The organism is Lamprobacter sp. (assembly GCF_034860625.1).
Lineage (GTDB): Bacteria > Pseudomonadota > Gammaproteobacteria > Chromatiales > Chromatiaceae > Lamprobacter.
Genome location: NZ_JAYESN010000037.1, coordinates 1 through 21,655 on the forward strand (window position 1 = coordinate 1; position 21,655 = coordinate 21,655).

General features: G+C 64.4%; 15 protein-coding genes. 10 read left to right on the top strand and 5 right to left on the bottom strand.

Annotation, left to right across the window (positions count from 1 at the left end):
- The coding region (gene treY / locus VBE63_RS11550) for a malto-oligosyltrehalose synthase (RefSeq protein WP_323683176.1) at positions 1-4,983 on the bottom strand (4,983 nt) is incomplete at its 3' end.
- Positions 4,984-4,986: 3 nt separating this feature from the next.
- Positions 4,987-6,933, bottom strand: a complete 1,947-nt coding sequence (gene treZ / locus VBE63_RS11555; RefSeq protein WP_323683177.1) for a malto-oligosyltrehalose trehalohydrolase — start codon at positions 6,931-6,933, stop codon at positions 4,987-4,989.
- A 619-nt stretch (positions 6,934-7,552) separates the two neighbouring features.
- Here treZ and treS point away from each other — a divergent pair.
- From treS to VBE63_RS11570, 3 genes are all read left to right on the top strand, one after another.
- Positions 7,553-11,080 (top strand): maltose alpha-D-glucosyltransferase, encoded by a 3,528-nt coding sequence (gene treS / locus VBE63_RS11560; RefSeq protein WP_323683178.1) that lies wholly within the window; start codon positions 7,553-7,555, stop codon positions 11,078-11,080.
- 203 nt (positions 11,081-11,283) lie between these two features.
- Entirely contained in the window at positions 11,284-11,556 is a 273-nt protein-coding gene (locus VBE63_RS11565) for a type II toxin-antitoxin system prevent-host-death family antitoxin (RefSeq protein WP_323683179.1), read from the top strand.
- Entirely contained in the window at positions 11,553-11,993 is a 441-nt protein-coding gene (locus VBE63_RS11570) for a PIN domain-containing protein (RefSeq protein ID WP_323683180.1), read from the top strand. Before VBE63_RS11565 ends, VBE63_RS11570 begins: the two co-directional genes overlap by 4 nt.
- A gap of 60 nt (positions 11,994-12,053) precedes the next feature.
- Here VBE63_RS11570 and VBE63_RS11575 read toward each other — a convergent pair whose 3' ends face one another.
- Positions 12,054-12,500 carry a cold-shock protein gene (locus VBE63_RS11575; RefSeq protein ID WP_323683181.1) on the bottom strand — a complete coding sequence of 149 codons (447 nt, stop codon included), beginning with the start codon at positions 12,498-12,500 and terminating at the stop codon, positions 12,054-12,056.
- 308 nt (positions 12,501-12,808) lie between these two features.
- Between VBE63_RS11575 and pdhA the strand changes: the two genes are divergently transcribed.
- The 5 genes from pdhA (at position 12,809) to VBE63_RS11600 (ending at position 18,796) form a co-directional block, all read left to right on the top strand.
- Positions 12,809-13,894 carry a pyruvate dehydrogenase (acetyl-transferring) E1 component subunit alpha gene (gene pdhA, locus VBE63_RS11580; RefSeq protein ID WP_323683182.1) on the top strand — a complete coding sequence of 362 codons (1,086 nt, stop codon included), beginning with the start codon at positions 12,809-12,811 and terminating at the stop codon, positions 13,892-13,894.
- A gap of 3 nt (positions 13,895-13,897) precedes the next feature.
- Positions 13,898-14,875, top strand: a complete 978-nt coding sequence (locus tag VBE63_RS11585; RefSeq protein ID WP_323683183.1) for an alpha-ketoacid dehydrogenase subunit beta — start codon at positions 13,898-13,900, stop codon at positions 14,873-14,875.
- A 24-nt stretch (positions 14,876-14,899) separates the two neighbouring features.
- A complete protein-coding gene (locus tag VBE63_RS11590) occupies positions 14,900-16,495 on the top strand; it encodes a 2-oxo acid dehydrogenase subunit E2 (RefSeq protein ID WP_323683184.1) in 1,596 nt (531 codons plus the stop codon).
- 51 nt (positions 16,496-16,546) lie between these two features.
- Positions 16,547-17,977, top strand: coding sequence for a dihydrolipoyl dehydrogenase (lpdA, locus tag VBE63_RS11595; protein ID WP_323683185.1), 1,431 nt, complete (start codon positions 16,547-16,549; stop codon positions 17,975-17,977).
- Between the two features lie 453 nt (positions 17,978-18,430).
- Positions 18,431-18,796: a TusE/DsrC/DsvC family sulfur relay protein gene (locus VBE63_RS11600; protein WP_323683186.1), complete on the top strand. Its 366-nt coding sequence runs from the start codon at positions 18,431-18,433 to the stop codon at positions 18,794-18,796.
- A gap of 260 nt (positions 18,797-19,056) precedes the next feature.
- Here VBE63_RS11600 and VBE63_RS11605 read toward each other — a convergent pair whose 3' ends face one another.
- Both VBE63_RS11605 and VBE63_RS11610 read right to left on the bottom strand, forming a co-directional pair.
- On the bottom strand, positions 19,057-19,716 hold the full coding sequence (locus VBE63_RS11605) for a hypothetical protein (RefSeq protein ID WP_323683187.1): 660 nt from the start codon (positions 19,714-19,716) through the stop codon (positions 19,057-19,059).
- A 24-nt stretch (positions 19,717-19,740) separates the two neighbouring features.
- The gene (locus VBE63_RS11610; protein WP_323683206.1) at positions 19,741-20,019 is read right to left on the bottom strand and encodes an MFS transporter; all 279 of its coding nucleotides are present in this window, start codon (positions 20,017-20,019) and stop codon (positions 19,741-19,743) included.
- 49 nt (positions 20,020-20,068) lie between these two features.
- Here VBE63_RS11610 and zupT point away from each other — a divergent pair, with 49 nt between their 5' ends.
- Both zupT and VBE63_RS11620 read left to right on the top strand, forming a co-directional pair.
- Positions 20,069-20,908 (top strand): zinc transporter ZupT, encoded by an 840-nt coding sequence (gene zupT / locus VBE63_RS11615; protein ID WP_323683188.1) that lies wholly within the window; start codon positions 20,069-20,071, stop codon positions 20,906-20,908.
- A 198-nt stretch (positions 20,909-21,106) separates the two neighbouring features.
- Positions 21,107-21,643, top strand: a complete 537-nt coding sequence (locus VBE63_RS11620; RefSeq protein WP_323683189.1) for a hypothetical protein — start codon at positions 21,107-21,109, stop codon at positions 21,641-21,643.
- Positions 21,644-21,655: the final 12 nt, after the last annotated feature.

The window sequence follows — 21,655 nt, forward strand, 5'->3', positions numbered from 1 at the left end:
GGGTAGTCCCGGCGAGGTCAGTCGCAGCAGGGTTTGAGAGAGGCTGTTGAGCAGCCCGAGCTGGGCGACGCGCTGCTGGAATGGGATGAAATCCTCGAAGAAAGCACTGCTGCGCTCGCGATCGAGCACGGCATCGATAAAGGCTTCGAGCGTGGCCTCATAATCGGCGTCGGCATTGGTCCAGGCGGTGTGGACCTTGGCCTCCTTGACCGCCTTGCTCATATAAGCCTGGATGCGCTCGCGAAGCTGTTGCCAGCCTCGGTCGTCGGGTGTCTGCAAGGGCCAGACACCGAGCAAGGTCTGATAGAGCAGATACTCGGTGTTGGCATCGGGCCAGGTCACCGCATCCGCGCCGAGTGGGTCTCGGCCCTCGCCGCTGCGGCGAAAGCGTCGATTCAGTCGTGCCCAGCGCTCGACATGCTCTCGCCAGGCGAGCGGCAGCTCGGAGAGGACGTGCAGACGCGAGCGCAGATCCTCGGAGCGCTTGCTGTCGTGGGTCGATCCGGTCAACATCGCATGCGGCCATTGGGCCTGGCGTCGCTCGTTGGCGCGGTGGAAGCTTTCGAGCGAGAGCCCGAAGCGCTCAGGGTTGCCGCCGACCTCGTTCAGCGAGCTCAGACGGTGCCAGCGATAGAAGCTGGTGTCTTCGACGCCCTTGGCGGTGACCGGACTGCTGTACTGCTGGAGCTTCATCGCCAGGCGCAGCACGCGCTCCCGGTACGGCGCTGGCTTGCCGGCGGCGATGTCGGTCAGCAGCAGGTCGCGGACGAATTCAAACACCGACTGATCCGGCATCTGGCTGCGGCGCCGGGCCTCCGCGACCGCCTTCAGCACCTGATTGCGATCGGCGGTGGAGACGCCCTGATCGGTGATGTAGGTGCGATAGACCGGAAAGCAGGCGACGACCTCCATCAGTGCACTGCGCAGCGCATCGAGGGTGTAATCACGGGTATGTGGGTCCATCTCGGCGATGCGAGCGGCCTCGCTCGCGAGTACGTGCAGCTCGCTGGAGAGTAGGTTTTTCATCACTAGCCGCTTGGCCGCATAGGCCTCGTCGGCATACTGTTGTCTTCCTGAGTCTGATTCTGAGCCTGAGCCTGAGTCTGAGCTGGCACCGATGAAAGCTTGGTAGCAGCGATCAAGCTCGGTCTCGCCATCGCTGTCGACGAAGAGGGCATCGCAGAGCGTCGCGAAGTCGTAGCCGGTGGTGCCGTGCACGGGCCAGTCGTCGCGCAGCTGCTCGTCGCCGACCAGGATCTTCTCGGCCGCCAGATACAGCGGGCGATCGGCGTCTGAAGGCGGGCGCTGCGGCTGCAGGACCTCCGCCGCGCGCCGCTGCAGGCGGCGAAAGTAGGCGGCCGGATCAAACAGCCCGTCCGGATGGTCGATCCGCAGCCCCTGCACGCGGCCCTCGGCAATCAGCTGCAGCACCCGCTCATGGGAGGCCTCGAAGGCCTTTAGGTTCTCCATCCTCAGAGCGGCGAGATCGTTGATATCGAAGAAGCGCCGATAGTTGATCTCGTCGGCGGCGACGCGCCAGTGAGCGAGGCGGTAGGCTTGCGCCTCGAGCAGCGCATGCAGTCGCTCGCTGTCCGCCGGGTAGTTGTCGGCGCCGTTATAGACTTGCAGGCAGTCCTGGATGTAGCGCTGCAGGTCGGCGTTGTCCTGACACAGCTGGGCGAGGCGCTGTTTGTGCAGCTCCTTGTCGCGATAGCGCTCGCTGATCGCGGTTTCATCGCGCGCGCTACGCGGTGGCAGGTTGCCGAAGGCGGTGATGAGGCTCTCAAAGCTGGCCAGCTCTGGATCAACAGCTTCTTGATCAACAGTCCGATCAGCTGCCGGATCTCCCGGCTTGAGCCGCTCGCGTGCTGGATGATCTGGATTGAGCCGCTCGCGCAGTGATGCCAGACCCGGCGCGAGGATGCGCGGATACTCGCGCGGATCGATCGGAAAATGGTGCTCGTAGTACTCAACCCGGAAGGCACCGTCGGCGAAGACCAGCTTCAGCTCGCCTTGGTCGAGCAGGTCGCCGTAGTGATCGCCGAGCACCGGCACCAAGACCTTGTCGTGCAGCTCCTGCTTGAGCGGTCGCCAGTCGATGTCGAAGAAGCCGGCATGATCCGAGGCCGGGCCGTTCTCGAGCACGTCGAGCCACCAGGGATTCTCGCTGCCCATGATGCCGACATGATTGGGCACCAGGTCAAGGATCTGGCCCATGCCGTGCGCGGCCAAGGTCTCGCACAGGCGATCATAGTCCGCCTGGCTGCCAAGCTCGGGGTTGAGCTGGCTGTGGTCGACGACGTCATAGCCATGGGTGCTGCCGGGCCTGGCCTTGAGGTAGGGCGAGAAGTAGCAGTGGCTGATGCCGAGGTCAGCGAGGTAAGGCACGAGTTCGGTGGCGGCGGCGAAGCCAAAGTCCTTGTGCAGTTGTAGACGATAGGTGGCGCGAGGAATCGGCGCTTGCAGCGGTGTCTCGCTGTTCGATTTCGCGCCGGCTTGGTCGCTAGAAGGCTGCCCAGTGTTCGCCCGCCCATTCTGAGTCTGACCAACCTGAGTCTGAGCGGCATTGGTCTGCCCAGAGTGGGTCTGGTCAGCGTTGGGCTGCCCAGAGTGGATCTGGTCAGCGTTGTTCTGGTCAGCGTTGATCGGGCCAGATTGATTCTGGCAAGAGCGGGTCTGGCCATTGTCGGTCTGAGCGGAGCCTGATGCGGCGCCGGCTTGGGAATCGATCTCGGGCTGCTCCGAGGCGGTAAAACGGGTTGCTGAGCTGCCGCGCTCGGCGCGAACGGCCGCGAGCAGACCTTGGATCTCGGGTTGCTCCAGCCAGTGCTCGAGCTGCAGGGGTTGGCGACGGCGCCAGTTCGGATAGCGCTCGCCGCTGCCTGGCAGGTTGATCTGCTCGGTCTCGGCGAGCAGGTCCGCGGTTTGGATCAGTAACAGCCGCGAGGGCGTGCGTGCCAGATAGACATGGATCGCCCGCAAGTGCTCGGGGCCGAGACTGGGCACGTCCACCGGGTCCGCGCCCTCATGGTCGTTCAGCAGGCCCTGGTGCTTCAGCGCCAAAAACAGCCAGGTGCGGTCCTGGGTGCGCTGCAGCAGGCGCTTGTCATAGTCCTGCTGGCTTGGGAATAGCCCCAGCTCGCGCCTTTGCTCGAGATCGATGCCCTGCCAGAAGCCGGCCAGTGGCGGTAGATCATGGGTGCCGGCAGTGACCATGGCGTTCGGCTCGAAGGCCGGCGGCTCGAGAAAGCCACCGTCGTCGGCGCGCTCAAAGTAGAGCACGCGGGTGGAGAGGATGCCCCAGTCCGGGATCACCTTGCGGATACGCGCCGGCACCGTGCCCAGATCCTCGCCGATGATCAGGCAGCGGTTGCGCACACTCTCGAGCGCGAGCACGCCGAGCAGCTCATCCAGCCGGTAGCTGAGATAGGTCCCGGCGGTCGGCGGCGCACCGTCCGGGATCAGGAACAGCCGCATCAGGCCCATCACATGGTCGATGCGCAGGCCGCCCGCGGCGCGCATGTTGGCGCGCAGCTCGTCTGCGAACGGCGCGTAGCCGGCTGCGCGCAATGCCTTCGGATGCCAAGCTAAGACATTCCAGTTCTGACCTTTGGGGCTGAAATCATCCGGCGGTGCACCGACATGGGCGCCTTGGATATAGAGGCCCGGTAGGACCCAATGGTCGGCGCCATCTGGTGCGGCACCGACTGCAAGATCCAGCACCAGCCCCTGCGCCATGCCGAGCTCAGCGCAGCGGGCGCCGATTGACTCGAGCTGCATCTGCGCGAGCCATTGCAGCCAGGCGAAGAAGTCGACGCGCTCGGCGTGCTCGCGGGCGAACGCGGCGACCACATCGGAACCTGGGTCCTGGTAGGCTGCGGGCCACTGCTGATCGCGCAGCGGGCCTTGCTCCGCAGCCGCGAAATGCTCGCTCAGCGCTTGATAGATCGCGAAGCGCTGCAACGGCTCGCCCTGCTCATCGCGGAAGGCCTGGAATGCCGTCGCGCGGGGTCCTTTAGGGGCGGGTTGGTGTTGCCGAAACTGCTGGAATAGCAGTCTGAGCACCTTCAGCTTGGCGTCGGTGACTGCAGCCTGATCGACCATGGCCGCGCTGCGCAGCGCGCGCAGCAGCGCCTTGAACTCGTCGCCGTCGATCAGCTCCCGTGCCGCCGCACAGTCGCCCAGCTCGGCGACGGCTTCGACGTCGATGTGCAGTGGATTGAGAAACCGGCGGCTCGACGGGCCATAGGGATTACAGCGCTCGGGCTGGGTCAGGAAGAGCGCGTGCAGCGGGCTCAAGCCGACAGCACCAGCACCGGCTTCTGCCGCCGTCTCGACCAGTCGAGTGAGATCGGTGAAGTCACCGATGCCCCAGTTGTGCGCGGTGCGCAGCGCATGCAGCTGGGTGACGAGTCCCCAGTCACGATCCGCATCCCCTGCCTGGGCGCCTCGATCCTCTGCGTCAGGCTGCCAGCAGCGACGCGGGGCAACGATGACGCGCGTCTGCGCCAGAACCCGGTCGGCTGGCGAATCGATCCTCAGCTGGTGATAGCCGATCTCGGTTGGCGCCGGCACCGCGATGGTCCGGCGCTGCCAGCGGTGGCCATCGATCTCGCGCTGCTCGTCGATCGGCAGTCTGCTCAAAACGAGCTCAGCTTCGGCGGTGGCGCCTGATTCTCCCGTGAAGACAAGGCGCACCCTCGCCAGATCCGATTGCTCAGGCAGGCTCAGTGCGAGCATTGGCGCCTCATCGCCTTGTCGATGCACGATGACCGGCGCCACAACCTGTTGCCACTCCTGGTCGATCGTCCATGCGAGACTCCGCGCCTCTGTCGCCGGGTCGCCAACCTTGACGCCGAGCGCTTTTAACAGGGCGCGTCGAGTGCCGTCCTCGGCTTGATGCTGATGGCCTTCAACATCCTCATAGGTCGCGGCGATCCCGCACTGCGCGCAGAGACGCTCGAACTCCGGTGTTCTACTCATTGCTCAGCCCTCGGCGTCCTGGCTGTCTGCCCCGGCCTGTTGTCGATCGCGCGGACCCGGGTGCAGCGCCGGCTGCCCCGCTGCTGAGGTCAGGTGCCAAGCGACCGCCCAGGGCGGCAGCTGCTGTTGCGCGAGTGCGTCGCCGAGACCGGATGGCTCCAGGTACAGGGCGTCGCCCGCTGCCGGTAGCGGCAGCGCGTCATAGCGGCGCTCGGCGTCGCTGAGGTTCGCCGTCAGGGTCAAGACAGCGCCGTCATTGAGCCGCCATTGCACCTGGATGGCACGGCTGGCGAAGGTCTCAAAGCGGCGCTGCCCGAGATCGACTCCGGCCAGACGCGGCACGATCTCGTGCTGGCGCAGCCGCAGGAGCTGCTGATGGAAGAGCCACCACTCGCGGTGGCGGGAGTCACGCTCGAGCGCGTCCCAGTCGAGCCGGCAGCGCTCGAAGGTGGCCGGGTCGTTTGGGTCTGGGATGGCCTTGCGTGCCTGCGGATCAGCGAAGCGCTCGAAGCGCTGGAATTCGCGCCGCCGTCCCTCGGTGACGGAGTCGGCGAGGTCGTCGCCGAAGTCGCAGAAGAACAGGAACGGGATCTCGGTCATGAATTCCTGCCCCATGAACAGCAAGGGTGGCGACGGCGCCAGCAACATCACCGCGCTGAGCGCGCGCAGTGCCTCGGGAACGGCGAGCGTGGCGATGCGTTCGCCAAAGGCGCGATTGCCGATCTGATCATGATTCTGTAGCAGGTTGATGAAGGCGCTTGGTGGCAAGCCAGCGCTCGGCTCGCCGCGTCGGGCGCCGTCGCGGAATGGCGACGGATCGCCCTGATAGGCGAAGCCCTCGGCGAGACAGCGTGCCAGGTGACGCGCCGGCTCTTCGGCGAAGTCGACGTAGTAGCCATCTTGCTCGCCGGTGATCAGCACATGGGCGGCATGATGGAAATCGTCGTTCCATTGCGCCCGGTACCAGTAGGCCATGCCATTAGGGCGCCGGTTGAGATAGCGGGACTCGTTGCCGTCGTTCTCAAGCACCAGGTGCACCAGTCGTCGGTGCCCGAGCTGATCCTGAGCCGTCTCGGCCAGCTCGGTCAGGATATCTGGCTCGGAGTCGTCGGCGATCGCATGCACGGCATCCAGGCGTAGGCCGTCGAAACGATACTCCTCGAGCCAGTACAGCGCGTTGTGGATGAAGAAGTCACGCACATTGCGGTTGTCAGCGCCATCGAAGTTGATTGCCGCCCCCCAGGGGGTTTGGTGTCGCTCGTTGAAGAACTGTGGGGCGTAGAGGTGCAGGTAGTTGCCCTCGGGGCCGAAATGGTTGTAGACGACGTCGAGCAGGATCATCAGGCCTCGATCATGGGCGGCTTGCACCAGGGCCTTGAGGTTCTCGGGGCGGCCGTAGCTGGCGTCTGGCGCAAACGGCAGCACGCCGTCGTAGCCCCAGTTGCGCTGACCGGGAAATGCCGCCACCGGCATCAGCTCTACAACCGTGACGCCGAGATCAGCGAGCTGGTCCAGTCGCTTGGCCGCGCCAGCAAAGGTGCCCTCGGCCGAAAAGGTGCCGAGATGCAGTTCGTAGCAGACCGCTTCTTCCCACGGGCGTCCACGCCAGGGCTCGCCGTCCGGCCAGCGGAAATCATTGGGCTCGATGATCTCGCTCGGGCCGTGGACGTCGGCTGGCTGGAAGCGGGAGGCGGGGTCGGGCACGGTCTGCTGGCCTTCGACGCGCTCGCCGGCGATGCGGAAGGCGTAGCGCATCCCTGAGCGGGCATTCGCCGTCGTCAGCTCGAACCAGCCGTCGCCAGCGTTGTTCATGCCGAAGCTTTGCTTGTCATCACCATCGAAGAGTTGGAGCGCCACCTGATCGGCCGCCGGTGCCCAGAGGCGAAAGCAAACGCTGCCGTCGGACAGAGATTCCGCGCCGAAGGGCATCCGGTGTTTCGAGGTCGACATGGCGGGCTTCCTGTTTGGCTTTGAGGTATTGCTGAAGGTTCGCCTTAGCGCACTGCCGCCAAATGCATGCGCTATGCCAGTCCAATGGCATTCGCTTGACCCGGCGAATGTCGGTCGACTCCGATCACAGCTGACTCCAGCTACAGGGGCTTTTGATCCGCGCGCAGGTGTTGTTATCAGGTGCTGTTATCAGGTGCTGTTATCAGGCGCTGTGACTGGACTCAGTCTTGGTGCTACCGCCGAGGGGGTGGGCCGGGCACGCGTGCCATCCGACGATGCTCGGCATTGCTCCGCTGGCACTGATGCTGGTGGATTTGCCCCATAGTCTGGTTGCCATGAACCAGGCGAGACGGCTGCGATGGGCTGCCGTGACGATTCGGGTTGCGGTGGCTTTGGGCTCCACCGTGGGCGGGGTGCATCAATGGGTCTGCGGGCTGCAGCCGGATGCTGGCGGATGGATTAGTCCTGGTCAGATCTCGGCAACAGGGAGCAAGCGTTTGCTTGGCTGGTCCAACCATTGCAAAGGCTGTCGGTATGACCCTCAGCCGAGCCCATTGAGTCCTGCGTCAACGCCTGCGGCCAAAACGCAGGGTCAACGCAGAGGCCGACCCGCATCCTTATGCCTGACCTTCCCGATCTCGAGACCGTCGCCGCTGATCCGCTCTGGTACAAAGACGCGATCATCTACCAGACGCACGTCAAGGCCTTCTTCGATACCGATGGCGATGGCACCGGCGATTTCCGTGGTCTCACCGAAAAGCTCGATTACGTCCAGGCGCTCGGCGTCAACGCGATCTGGCTGCTGCCGTTCTATCCGTCGCCGATGCGCGATGATGGATATGACATCAGCGACTATCGCAATGTCCACCCGGCCTATGGCAGCAAACGCGACGTCCGTCGTTTCATCAGCGCCGCGCACCGCCGTGGCATTCGGGTGATCGTTGAGCTGATCATCAATCACACCTCCGATCAGCATCCCTGGTTCCAGGCCGCGCGCCGGGCACCGAAGGGCTCCAACAAGCGCAATTTCTACGTCTGGAGCGACGACGACAGCCGCTTCTCCGAGACCCGCATCATCTTCACCGACAGCGAGGCCTCGAACTGGACCTGGGACCCGGTGGCAGAACAGTACTACTGGCACCGGTTCTTCTCGCATCAACCCGATCTGAACCACAACAACCCGCAGGTGGTGAAGGCGATGATCCGGGTGATGCGGGCCTGGCTCGACCTGGGCGTCGACGGCCTGCGCCTCGATGCGATCCCGTACCTCTGCGTGCGCGATGGCACCAGCAACGAGAACCTGCCCGAGACCCATGCGGTCATCAAGCAGATGCGCGCGGTGGTCGACGCCCATTATGAGAACCGGATGTTCCTGGCCGAGGCCAATCAATGGCCCGAGGATGTGCGCGATTACTTCGGCGATAGCGACGAGTGCCACGTCGCCTACCACTTCCCATTGATGCCGCGCATGTACATGGCGCTGGCCCAGGAGGATCGGCATCCGATCGTCGAGATCATGGAGCAGACCCCCGACATCCCGGCCGATTGTCAGTGGGCGCTGTTCCTGCGCAATCACGACGAGCTGACCCTGGAGATGGTCAGCGACCGCGAGCGCGATTACATGTACCAGACCTATGCGACGGACCCGCGCATGCGCGTCAATGTCGGCATCCGTCGACGGCTTGCACCGCTGCTCGACAACAATCCGACCAAGATCCGGCTGATGTTCAGCCTGCTCTTGTCGATGCCGGGCTCGCCGATCCTCTACTATGGCGACGAGCTCGGCATGGGCGACAACATCTATCTCGGCGACCGCAACGCGGTGCGCACCCCCATGCAGTGGACGCCTGACCGCAACGCCGGCTTCTCCCGCGCTGATCCGGAGCGCCTCTATCTGCCGCCGATCATGGATGCGGTCTATGGCTATCAGTCGGTCAATGCCGAGGCCCAGTCCCGCTCAGCCTCATCATTGCTGAACTGGATGCGCCGCATCATCGAGGTGCGCAAGGCGCATCGGGTCTTCGGGCGCGGCAGTATCGAGTTCCTGCATCCGGGCAACCGTAAGGTGCTCGCCTATGTGCGTGAATCGACCGCTACCGACCCGATTCCGGACGACGCAAGAGACAAGCACGAGATCCTCCTCTGCGTCGTCAATCTGAGCCGCGGGGCCCAGCCAGTCGAGCTGGATCTGGCGCGGTTTCAAGGGCGCGTGCCGATCGAGCTGCTCGGTCGCACGCCGTTTCCGCCGATCGGCGAGCTGCCCTATCTGCTCACCCTCGCGGGCCACGGCTTCTATTGGTTTCTGCTCTCGGATGAGGCCGATGCCCCCTCATGGCATGACGAACGGTTGCCGGCGCCGCGGCTGGCGACGCTGGTGTTGCCGGAAGGGTGGAAGAGCCTGAGCCCGGAGCGGGCAAAACGGCCGGAACCGGCGCGGCGGGCGCTGCGCCTGCTGGAGGAGCGGGTGCTTCCTGGTTATCTCGACAACCGTTTTCAGATTGTGCTGGGGGACGAGTTGGGGAGTCTGCTGGGGGGTGCGCCACTATCTGCCGTGCAGCTCAGCGCCATTGAGATCTGGCGCGACTGGCTCCTGACCCTGATCAGCGTCGAGCTCGCCGATGGCACCCAAGCGCAGTTGCTCTTGCCACTCTGGCTGCCGTGGCAAGAAGATGGCGCCGAGCTCAATGCAGCGCCACCGGCAGCGACGACGCTTGCGCGAGCGCGCCGCCATGCGACCCCGGGTCAGCTCTGCGATGCGCTTGCGGACCCGCGCTTCGTGCACGCCATGATTGAGCTGATCGGCAGCGGCGCGCGGATGGTCTTGGGTGAGGGTCTGCTTTCGGCGCAGCCCACCGATGCCTTCCGGCGCTTGACCGCCGATTGTGCCGGGGCTGAGGTTCGCGTCCCGCCGGAGGATCGCGGTCACAGTGCCGCCCTCGGCGATCAATTGATGCTCAAGCTGTTGCCTTGTGCTCCTCGGACACCAACTAGCGCGTCCACCAGCGCATCAAGTGAAGCATCAACCGCAGCATCCGCCAGGATCTCAGCCGAGTCAGCAGGAAGCGCACCGACCGGCGAGGAGGCGACTGCGGTCGAACCTGCGCTTGACCCCAACATCCAGATTCGGCACTACCTGCAGGAGTTTGCCGGCTTCGCCAATACCCCAGCGCTGGCAGGCTGGCTCAGCTATGAGAGCGATCAGCAGCAAGGCCGCTGCACCTTGGCGGTTCTCGAAGAGTACATCCACAACCAGGGCAATCTGCGGACCTTCACCCTCGAGCTGCTGTCCCGGCTCTGCGATGCCTATGGCGAGCACATCGAAGGCTGGCAGGCCGATGCGGCCCACCTCAGCTACGAGACCCTGATCGACAACCTTGGACGCCGCCTTGCCGAGCTTCATCGGGCGCTGGCTCGAGAAGACGCCGGCGCTGCCTTCGCACCGGAGTGGATCGACGCAGAAGATCAGGCGACCTTGGTCGCTTCGCTCGCCGAAGACGTGGGGCGAACCCTGGCACAGCTCGAACGCTCACGCGATGCATTGCCCGAGGAAGCACGACCGTTGGCAACGGCACTGCTTGCGCAACGCGCTGATTTGCTGCGGTCGATGTCCGGTGCCGGTGGTTGCGATGCATTGCGCATCCGGGTTCATGGCGATCTAGCGCTAAGCCGGATGCTGGTGGTCGAGAACGACATCGTCTTCATCGATTTTGGTGGCGACTGGAAGCACGTCGCGAAAGCGAAGCCAGACAAGCAGAGCCCGCTGGCCGATGTGGCCCGGGTCCTGAGGTCGTTTCACGAAGTTGCCGACGAGGCGGTGCAGGCGGTCTGTATCGACCCGTCGAGCGCTGTCCAGCGCCGGCCTGTGGTCGATGCGATCGTCGATTGGCGTGGTCGGATCTGCCGTCGATTCCTGAGCGCATATCGGGAAGCGCTCGCGCCAACGGGCGGGGCACTGAGCTGCCCGGCATCCTCGCCGCAGGAGGCTGTGCTCACTCGAGTGTTAGCGTTGTATGGAGCCTCAACCCGGCTGCGGGATGTGCTGGCGCGCGCCCGGGAGCTGGAGCCGGAGGGCACAGTTGACCTGTCTGCCGAGCTGGGAGCGGCCATGCGCGTGCTCTCAAGCCTCGCGGAGCAGGAGGCGTGGTAGCAGCCGGCCTTATCTTTTTAAGACGTAATAATTTTGTTATTAGTCTTAGGTGGATAGTTGGGGTCAAGTCTGTTGAGACGAGCGCCGGCAAAGTGTTACTTCGGTTGCGTTCCAGAGGTCAGTCAGGGTCATTTGGATCTTGCAGGGTCGGCCTGGACGATCTAAAGTTCCAAGGATGTAGAACGTCCTACAAAGGTAATCCTGTGCAAGAAGTCGTCTCCATCCGTGAAGCCAATCAGCATCTTTCGCGTTATCTAGATCGTGTTGAGGAGGGCACCGAGATCATCATCACCCGGCGTGGCAAACCGATTGCCCGCATGATGCCCATCGAGGCTCAACGGCACCTTTCTGATGGCCAGCGCGCCGCCCGCGAGCGTCTGCGCGAACGGATGCATCATGGCTATGCGCTCGGCGGTCTTCGGGTCGAACGGGAAACGCTCCACGAGCGCGATCGAGGCGATCAGTCTGATCGATGAAGCTCCAACGCTTCAGTGTCGACACCAACATCCTGATCTACAGCATCGACAAGGAGGCCGGCACGCGGCATCAGCAGGCGTTGGAGATTATGGATCGACTGCCCGACACGGATTGCGTCCTCACCCTGCAAGCGCTCGCCGAGTTCTTCCACGCGGTGACGCGCAAGCACAAGATGCCGGCGGAAGAAGCCTCCGCTATGGTGCAGGACTGGATGGAGCTCTTCCCGGTCACCGTCGCTGATGCTCGTACCTTGACCGGAGCCATCCGCCTGAAAGAAGAGGAACGCTTTTCCTTCTGGGACGCCATGCTGGTCGAAGCGGCCAAGGCCTCAGGCGTAACCCGGCTTCTTTCGGAAGATATGCAAGATGGTCGCGTCGTCGGTGGGCTACGCTTGGAGAATCCATTCAAGGAAGACTTCGACCTGGGTCTTGACTGACCTGGGCTCTGGAATCAGGCGGAGGATCAGCATGAGAGACCTTGGACGCTTGATGCCGCCTCAGCTGGCGGTATTTTGCCACCCAGGGGGGACGTCGTCCCGAGCCTGGGTGTCCTCGGTCTCGCGTGCGCCGGGCTTGTTGACGATCTGAACACTGTTCGCCTGCGGGCCAGCATCGCCCATCTCGGGCTCGAAGCGCACCTCGGTGCCGACCGCGAGACGAGTGAAGTTGTCGTGGAGCACGCTGTTGCGATGGAAATAGTGCTCCTCACCGTATGGCGTGCGCAGAAAGCCGTAACTCTCATCAGGAAACAGGCGGACGATGAGCCCGCGCGGCTCATCGTTGGCCGGTCTGAGCGCATCGCGGCGCCGCGTCCCGCCGGCCGATTGGAGGCGTCGCTCCATGGCCGAGAAGGCGGCCTCGATGACGGTGCGGAGATTCGACTCCTGCTCGACGACCGCCGGCTCCTCATTGACCACCAAGCGCCGGTTGCGCGGCAGATGCACCTATCTTCTCCAAACGGTGATCGAATTCAGTCATTCGGTCCTTTACCTCGTCGAAGGTCAGCGGTGAGTGACGGTCGCCCAATCAAGCAGCAAGACCGATGCCAGAACGCTGGCGTGTCTGTTTTGTCTTTGCGTCTGACAGGGTGGTGCACCTGACCCTGGTTTGGTGGCAATCCACCACCGCTGCGGACATGCGGTGGGCCTGCCGGTGATCAAGCGATGGTTGGAGCAGCGGGCTCGGCAATGATCGCCCGGCAATGGCACTGGAACTGCTTGTTTCAGTTGGAAAGTCATGGCTGGAGGACACGATGCCGAGAACAGCGATCGATCTAGACTGCAAGGTTGAGTATCTGTCGGTCCTCGATGAGGATGGCAACCTCGATGAGGCGCTGGCGCCGGAGGTCTCCGACGAGCAGCTCGCGCGGATGCACCGGGTGATGCTCCTGGCGCGACGGTTCGACGAACGGATGCTAAACCTGCAGCGCCAGGGGCGGATTGGCACCTTCGCCCCGGTCTCCGGCCAAGAGGCGGCGCAAGTGGGGACGGTGGCAGCGCTGCGCGAGGACGATTGGGTCGTCCCGTCGTTTCGTGAATTCGCCGCATCGATCTGGCGCGGCACGCCACTGAAGGCGTTGCTGCTCTACAACGCCGGCTACAATGAGGGTGCGGCGATCGCCGAGGATGCCCACGACCTGCCGATCGCGATCCCAGTCGCCACGCAGATTCCGCATGCGGTCGGGCTCGGCTATGCCGCCCGTTACCGCGGCACCGACGCCGTCGCGCTGGTGTTCTTCGGCGATGGAGCGACCTCCGAAGGCGACTTCCACGAGGCGCTGAACTTCGCTAGCGTCCTCAAGACCCCGACCCTGTTCGTCTGCCAGAACAACCAGTGGGCCATCTCGATCCCGCGCGAGGACCAGACCCACTCCAAGACCCTGGCGCAAAAGGCGCTTGCCTATGGGATGCCCGGTCTCCAGGTCGACGGCAACGATCTGCTGGCGGTGCTGGCGGCGGCCCGGGAGGCTGTCGAGCGGGCGCGCAACGGCGGCGGGCCAACGTTGATCGAATGCGTCACCTACCGCCTCTCGCTGCACACCACCGCCGATGATCCGTCGCGCTACCGCAGCGAGGAGGAGGTCCAGGAGTGGGAACGGCGCGAGCCGTTGCCGCGCATCCAGCGCTATCTCAAGGAGCGCGGCATCCTCGACGAGGACGGACTGGAGGCACTGGAGAACGAGATTAGCGAGCAGATCGATGAGGCCTGGAGTGACACCGAGCAGGCAATGGAAGCGCTCGATGAGCCGCTCGACATCTTCGCGCACAACTACGCCGAGCTCCCTCCGATACTGCGCGAGCAGCGCGAGGAGATGGCGAGCCGACTCGGGGAGGGTTGACCGATGGCGAAGCTGACCATGGCGCAGGCGCTCAACCAGGCGTTGCGCGAGGCGATGGACGAGGATGACGCCGTGCTGGTGCTGGGTGAGGATGTCGGCGTCGACGGCGGCGTGTTTCGCATCACCGAGGGACTGCTCGATCGCTTCGGCGCCGAACGTGCGATCGATACCCCGCTGGCCGAATCGGCCATCGTTGGCGTCTCGATCGGGATGGCCGCCTATGGGCTGCGCCCGGTCTGCGAGATCCAATTCTCCGGCTTCAGCTATCTGGCCATGCAACAGCTCGAGGCGCATGCGGCGCGGTTGCGCTGGCGTTCGCGCGGTCGCTTCAGCGCGTCGCTGGTGCTGCGCATGCCCTATGGCGGCGGCGTGCGCGCCCTTGAGCATCACTCCGAGAGCAAGGAGGTCTACTACACCCATACGCCGGGATTAAAGGTGGTTGCGCCCTCAGGGCCGCGTAACGCCAGAGCGCTGCTGCGTGCTGCGATCCGCGACCCTGATCCGGTCGTGTTCCTTGAGCCCAAGCGCATCTATCGGGCGTTCCGCGAGGAGGTCCCCGATGACGACGAGCCGATGGCGCTCGGCGAATCACAAACGGTGCGTGATGGCGATGATCTAACGCTGATCAGCTGGGGCGCCATGCTGCAGCCGACGCTGAAGGCCGCCGAACAGCTTGCCGAGGAGGACATCGAGGCCGAGGTGATCGACCTGCTAACCCTATCGCCGCTTGACGATACGCGTCTCTCGGCCTCAGCGCGGCACACCGGCCGGGTGGTCATCGTCCACGAGGCACACCGCAGCTACGGCCCCGGCGCTGAGCTTGTGGCACGGCTGGTGGAGAAGGCCTTTTGGTATCTGGAGGCGCCGATCGCGCGGGTGACCGGCTATGACACCCAAGTGCCGTTCTTCGCGCGTGAGACCGACTATCTACCGGATGTCGCGCGCATCGTCGCGAGTGCACATCAGGTGCTCGAGGCTTGAGGGGTAGGGCTTGAGGGGTAGGGCATGAGTAGAGAATTGCGACTGCAGGACCCGGGTGAAGGCATCCACGAGGCGGAGATCGTCGAGATCAACGTCGCCGTGGGCGACCAGGTCGAGGAAGGCGAGACGGTGCTTGCCGCCGAGACCGATAAGGCGACCACCGAGATCCCCTCGCCCTACACCGGCACCGTCGAGCGTATCGCGGTCGAAACCGGCGATCAGGTTCGGGTCGGTGACCTGTTGATGATCATTTCCGGGGACGACGGCGACGGCGATAGCAACGGCGACCACGGCGATAGCGGTGATAGCGGCGATGACGGCGATGACGGCGACGCCGCGGCACCGAAAGGAGAGGCCGAGCACCCGGTCTCCGCCGAGCCCAGCGCCGATCAGTCAGAGACGAATAAGCCAGAGGCCAATAAGCCCAGTGCCAAGGAGCCCAGGACCGAGAAGCCCGGGGCCGATGAACAGACCGCTGAAACAGAGCAGCCTCAAGCAGAGGCCGGACGGTCTGCGACTGGCGGTGACGACGGGCAGCGGGACCAGGAGAGCCGCGACAGACCGGCGCCGGCCGCGCCATCCACCCGTAGGATCGCCCGCGAGCTCGACGTCGATCTTGCGGCGGTCGAAGGCAGTGGCCCCGGCGGTCGAGTGCTGGCTGAGGATGTGCGCGCGTTTGCCGAGCGCCCCGAGCCGCAGGCGGGTGGCGAAGCGGGGTCCACTAGCGAAAGCAAGCCGCAACGACAGCAAGAGGAACCGTCGGCGGAGGCGACGCGAGAGGAGTCGCGAGAGAACCCGTCAGCAGAGCCTCAAGACGGGCCGCAAGACGAGTCGCCAAAAGAGCCTAAGGCAGGTCGCAAGCCGGCTGGAGAGGGCGGATACGCGCTACCGGATTTTTCCCGCTGGGGCGAGACCGAGCGGATCGCGCTGCGCTCGATTCGCCGCACCACGGCACGCGAGATGGCGCGCTCCTGGGCGCAGATCCCGCATGTGATGCATTACGACACGGCCGACATCACGGCGCTGGAGCAGTTTCGCCAGGCCCACACCGCCGAGGTCGAAGACGCGGGCGGCAAACTGACGCTCACGGTGCTGGTATTGAAGGCCCTGGTCGGCGCGCTGAAGGCGTATCCGCTCTTCAATGCCAGCCTCGATGAAGACGATGGCAACATCGTCATCAAGCGCTACTACAACATCGGCGTCGCCGTCGACAGCGGACAGGGTCTGCTGGTGCCAGTGTTGCGCGATGTCGAGCGCAAAAGCGTCATCGAGCTCGCCGTCGAGCTGGTGCGCCTCAGCAAGCGCGCTCGTGAGGCCAAGGCCGAGCGCGACGAGCTGCAAGGCGGCAGCTTCACGCTGACCAATGTTGGCGGCATCGGCGGGACGCTGTTCACGCCGATCATCCGCCATCCGGAGGTCGCCATCCTCGGGCTCGGGCGGGCCTCGCTGCAACCGGTTGCCGAGGGTGATCCCGCCGAGCCGACGCTGAGTGCCCAGCTCCGCCTACCGCTGTGCCTCGGGTTCGATCATCGGGTCAACGACGGTGCCGACGCCGCTCGCTTCGTGAACGAGATCATTGCCGCACTGCAGGACCCCGAACGTCTGCTGCTGACGGCCTGAGCAATCGCAGGCTGGGTGTTGTGATGGAGCTGTTGTGATGGAGGTGTCGAGATGGTGATGGGCGATCTGCCGGTCGAGACCCAGGTGCTGGTGCTAGGCGCTGGGCCAGGCGGGTATGCGGCGGCATTCCGGGCCGCCGATCTCGGGCTGGAGGTCACGCTGGTGACCGATGAGCCGATGCTTGGCGGTGTCTGCCTGCAGCGGGGTTGTATCCCGTCCAAGGCGTTGTTGCAGGCCGCCGAGACCGCGCTGATCGCAGCCGAGGCCGAGGCGATGGGACTCAGCGTCGGCGAGCCGCAGTGGGATCTCGAGCGGTTGCGTGGCTGGAAGGATGGCATCGTCGAGCGTCTGACCAAGGGCCTTGCTGGCCTTTGCGAGGCGCGCGGCATCGAGCGCATCCAGGGCCGGGGGCGTTTCGCCGGGCCGCGGCGGCTGCTGCTCTCGGCGTCGGAGTACTCGAGCATCGATTTCGAGTATGCAATCATCGCCACCGGCTCGCAGCCACTGGCGCCTCCGGGACTGGAGACGAGCCAGGAAGGGCGGATGATGGACTCGAGCGGCGCCCTGGCGTTGGCCGACATCCCCGAGCGGCTGCTGGTGGTCGGCGGCGGCTACGTTGGGCTCGAGCTTGGCAGCGTCTACGCTGCGCTAGGTTCGCGGGTTAGTCTGGTCGAACAGACCGGTCAACTCCTGCCGGGCATCGATCCGGAACTGGTCGGGCCGTTACACAAGCAGCTCAAGGAGCGGTTTGAGTCCATCGCGCTGGAGACGCGTGTGCGGGCGGCCGAGGAGCGACAAGACCAGGTGGACGTCAGGCTCGAGGACGCCGACGGCTCGCGCGAGCAGTCGTTCGATCGCGTATTGGTCGCGATCGGGCGCCGCCCGAACACCGGCGACCTCGGACTCGATGAGGTCGGGGTCGAGACCGACGACCAAGGCTTTATCAAGGTCGACACCGAACGGCGCACCAACGCCGATCGGATCTTCGCCGTTGGCGATGCCGCGGGCGGCCAGCAGCTCGCGCATGAAGCCATGCACGAGGGCAGGGTGGCGGCCGAGGTGATCGGCGGGCGGCCGGCTGCCTTCGACGCCCGGGCCATCCCGGCGGTGATCTACACCGATCCGCAGATCGCCTGGTGCGGCCTGACCGAGGCTGAGGCCGAGGAGCAGGCGCGCAAGGTCAGCGTCACCCGCTTTCCCTGGCAGGGCTCGGGCCGGGCGCTGAGCCTGAGCGCCGAGTCCGGTCTGACCAAGCTCATCATCGATCCGAAGAGCGGCCTGGTGCTTGGCGCCGGCGTTGTTGGACGCGGCGCCGAGGGACTGATCGCCGAGGCCGCGCTAGCCATTGAGATGGGCGCGCTCGCCGAGGATCTGGCGCGCACCATCCATCCTCATCCAACGCTCTCGGAGACGCTCGGCGAGGCCGCCGAGCTGTTCTCCGGGAGCAGTCTTCATTGGTTGGCTGGCGGCAGCGGACGCTGAGGCCTCACTAGTCGCGTTGGCTCTGGACTTTAACCTGTGTGAAGCCTGGATGGCTCGAAATGACCCGGATTCCCTCGCCCGCGTAGCACAGCGCATCAGCGAATCTGATCACCGGGGCCGCTTTCAGTGATTCGATCTCTGCTGCAGGCGGGATAGGCGGCTTGGCGAGAGCGCTGGGGAGTCATTGAGCAGATGGCACGCTTTGTGCTTTGACTTTGACCGAAGGCGCCACAGCTCGAGCATCCTGTTAGATGTGCGTTTAGATATGCGTTCCTGGAAAACCGTTTCTCTTGTTGTTATCGGCCCCGTGCGGGCCGCCGCCCTCGGCGCGCTGCTGCTTGAGCTCGGCGCGGATGCGCGCGTATGGGTGAGAAGGCTGGAAATGGCTTGGCCACGCCAATTTGGCCGCCATGAAGCGTTAAACATCAAGAGACCAAGATGAGGAGACAGACCATGGCAGACATCCGAAAAGTCATCGACAACCCTGACACTTCAAGCCCACGGCAAATCGACCGCGAGATCGAACTCGAAGACTGGAGCCCTGATGAGGGGCGCCGTACCGCGGAGTCGCTCGGCATCGAGATGAGCGACGAGCATTGGCAGGTGATCGAGACGTTGCGCGCCTATTATCTCGAGCATGGCATGCCGGAGAGTGGACGAGATCTCTCCGATCGACTCGATGCTGAATTTACCGAGCAGGGCGGGCGCCGTCATCTACGCCGACTGTTTCCGGAGGGGCCTGTGCTGCAGGGGCTCAAGATCGCCGGTTTGCCCATCCCGCCATATACCGAGGATGGGGGCTTTGGCGTCGCCCGTTGACGGGTTGACTTTGCCACGGGCTGCGCTCCTCTGCGCGAGCCCGAGCCCAAGTTATGCCCAGCTTTACCGTCCCACAAGCGGAGATTCGCGTCGATCTCCTCAGGCCTCGGACCTGCTCAATCTGCAAGTGATGCCGAACTGAATCGTTGACGGCTGCGCTGGTCCGCAGCTTGCTATTCCAATCAACATCAGTCAACAGACGGACAGATGATGATGAATGCGATACAGCTTCCCTTTGCCGATCGTACCGAGGCCGGGCGTTAGCGAGCCGGGGCAGTGCCTTCCTCGCCCGCGGCAGCGCCTTGATGACAGGGGGCGAAGAAGCTGTCGCGGAGCGCTTCGCGGCACTTGAGTCCGGTGCCAGTGATCGCGTCAGGGTTTACCTGTTGCGCCCGCTGCTCAGCGGCCATGTCGACCAGTTGACGTGCGGCGCTGCATTTGGTGGCATCAGCGCAGGCGTTGTCGCGACCGCAAGCCTGTTCAACCAGGACCTGGCAGTGACGGCTGTCGCCGCCCTCCGGAAATGTTGCCGCGCCCTGCTCCTCAGCTGGCGGGGGCATCGGCGTCGCCTGGCGACGCTCAAGCATCTCGGTGGTCGGCACGACTCGGCCGTCGCGCACGTGCAGCTCAGTACCGTCGTTAAGACGATAGACGCCATCCCAAAGCTGGGTCCGGTAGCCGGGTCCTTGGGTCATCGGCCGGTTGGTCCGTGGGTCGACCCAAACTTCGGCGCCGCTCTGAAGGTTGCCGCGCCAGGGCTCACCACTTGGTGTTCGCATCGCTTCGCCGGGCTCGGCAGGATCAACCGGTGCCTGAGCTGCGACGTCGGTGGTTGCCACTGCGGCGATGAGGAGCAGCAGCAGGGCGTTGAGCTGTTCGCGTGGGCATCGGGACTTTACATCGGTTATCGCAGTGTTCATGGGTCTTAGCTCTAGGTTAAGGCTTTAGGGAGGGCTATGGCGACGGCGAGTGTCAGCTTTCGGCAGGGTCAATGTCATTGCGAAGCCCAGTACGAAGAAGACGACGATGACACCCATACCAACGCGCTGGCTGCCGGTCAGCCAGGTGACCCAACCGACCAGGAAGGGTCCGGCGAACGCGGTCGCTTTGCCCGATAGGGCGAACAAACCAAACAGCTCGGCGCGCAGCTCGGCCGGAGCGACGCGCCCGAGATAGGAACGGGCAGCGAAGGGTGAGTTTGGCGAGAATAATGCATGGATGATGCCAAACCCCCTCTAAATCTGTAAGTCCAGTCCTCAGGAGCGACGCCCTATGGATACCACTTCGATCGGGCCGGCATTGCTGTTGACACTGCTTGCCGGCCTCGCCACTGCGATTGGCAGTGCGATCGCCTTCTTTGCCCCTCGCGCGGACACCCGCTTCCTTGGGGTCGCGCTCGGCTTCTCGGCCGGAGTGATGATCTACGTCTCGTTCGTTGAGCTGCTGCCGTCGGGCGTGGATGCGCTCGAGACGATCAGCGGCGCGCCTCAAACCACTGCCGTTGTTGCCTTGTTCGTGGGCATGCTCCTGGTTGCCGTCATCGACCGCGCGGTTCCGGCCGGCTACAACCCGCATGAGATGCGCGCCCCTGACGGCGCGCCAAGCGAGGGGGCTTCCGGCAGTGCGGGAGCCGGCACCAAGGGGAACGAGGCGGTCGGCGCCGAGCCGCTGATGAACGTTGGTCTGCTCACCGCGGCGGTCATCACGCTGCACAACCTGCCCGAAGGGTTGGCGACCTTGCTGACCTCGATGCAGGATATCCATCTCGGGATACCGGTCGCGCTGGCGGTGGGTATCCACAATATCCCGGAAGGGATCGCGGTCTCAGTGCCGGTCTACTACGCAACCGGCAGCCGCTGGCAGGCGTTCGGCTGGTCCGCGCTCTCGGGGCTGTCTGAGCCGCTCGGCGCGCTGCTCGGTCTGCTGTTGCTGTCGGGGTTCTGGTCTCAGGCCCTGCTCGGTCTCTCGCTGGCGGCGGTTGCCGGAATCATGATCTTCATCTCCTTCGACGTCCTGCTGCCATCAGCCGAGACCTATGGTGAGCATCATCCAACGGTCTACGCGCTGGTCGCTGGCATGGGGTTGATGGCGCTCAGCCTGCTGCTACTCTAAGCGCTGCGCGCCGGCCTGAAGCTCCGTAGTCATCCGGATGCCGCGATTGACCAAGCCGCAGTAAAGTCTCCTGCGGGCGTCGCAGATTTGTCCCTGTGCTGGACGCCAGGGGCATGAGCAGACAGGGCTATTTGCACTTAGGGTCATGCAGCACTAACGATGCTTGGCCTCGGTCGAGCGGACAGCGGAGGACAGCGCATGAAGTCAGTACCAACGGCGCGCATTGCGATCGGCAACCTGCAAGCCGAGACCGGACTTGCCTTCCAGATGGTTTATCTGGCCGACTCTGGCCACAAGCAGGGTGAGATGCTGGACTCGCTTCGAGGTCAGGTGGCGATGAGCCAGGTGCTGGCTGACGACGAGGGCTATGCGTTGGCTGTTATCCCCCGCACCTGGACGATTGACCTAGCGGCGCTGCGCCAGGAGTTTGGCCGTCCGTTCCGCATCGTCGACGAACCCGTCCCAGGGGGCTCGCTCTTGCGTGGCATCTCTCTCTCCAATACATGCCAGGGCGAAATCGATGTGATTCTGGAGCAATCGCTGGCTTGCCTGCCCAGCGTCTACCTCGAGACTGGTCATCCACACATGTTGATCCACCTCGACGGCGAATCCTTCCGGCGACTGTTCTATGGCTCTTGGTGTGGCTGCATTAGCCATGCGACTGAGACTGTCCGTCCGAGATCTGGCAGCGGTGAACTGCTCACTGCCGGTGCGCCTCGGTATGCTCGGTCTTGAAGCAGGCGCGAC

Coding starts and splice junctions, on each gene's coding strand:
- treZ (WP_323683177.1), bottom strand. CDS start 6,933: ATGTCGACCTCGAAACACCGGATGCCCTTCGGCGCGGAATCTCTGTCC.
- treS (WP_323683178.1), top strand. CDS start 7,553: ATGCCTGACCTTCCCGATCTCGAGACCGTCGCCGCTGATCCGCTCTGG.
- VBE63_RS11570 (WP_323683180.1), top strand. CDS start 11,553: ATGAAGCTCCAACGCTTCAGTGTCGACACCAACATCCTGATCTACAGC.
- pdhA (WP_323683182.1), top strand. CDS start 12,809: ATGCCGAGAACAGCGATCGATCTAGACTGCAAGGTTGAGTATCTGTCG.
- VBE63_RS11585 (WP_323683183.1), top strand. CDS start 13,898: ATGGCGAAGCTGACCATGGCGCAGGCGCTCAACCAGGCGTTGCGCGAG.
- VBE63_RS11590 (WP_323683184.1), top strand. CDS start 14,900: ATGAGTAGAGAATTGCGACTGCAGGACCCGGGTGAAGGCATCCACGAG.
- lpdA (WP_323683185.1), top strand. CDS start 16,547: ATGGTGATGGGCGATCTGCCGGTCGAGACCCAGGTGCTGGTGCTAGGC.
- VBE63_RS11600 (WP_323683186.1), top strand. CDS start 18,431: ATGGCAGACATCCGAAAAGTCATCGACAACCCTGACACTTCAAGCCCA.
- VBE63_RS11605 (WP_323683187.1), bottom strand. CDS start 19,716: ATGAACACTGCGATAACCGATGTAAAGTCCCGATGCCCACGCGAACAG.
- zupT (WP_323683188.1), top strand. CDS start 20,069: ATGGATACCACTTCGATCGGGCCGGCATTGCTGTTGACACTGCTTGCC.
- VBE63_RS11620 (WP_323683189.1), top strand. CDS start 21,107: ATGAAGTCAGTACCAACGGCGCGCATTGCGATCGGCAACCTGCAAGCC.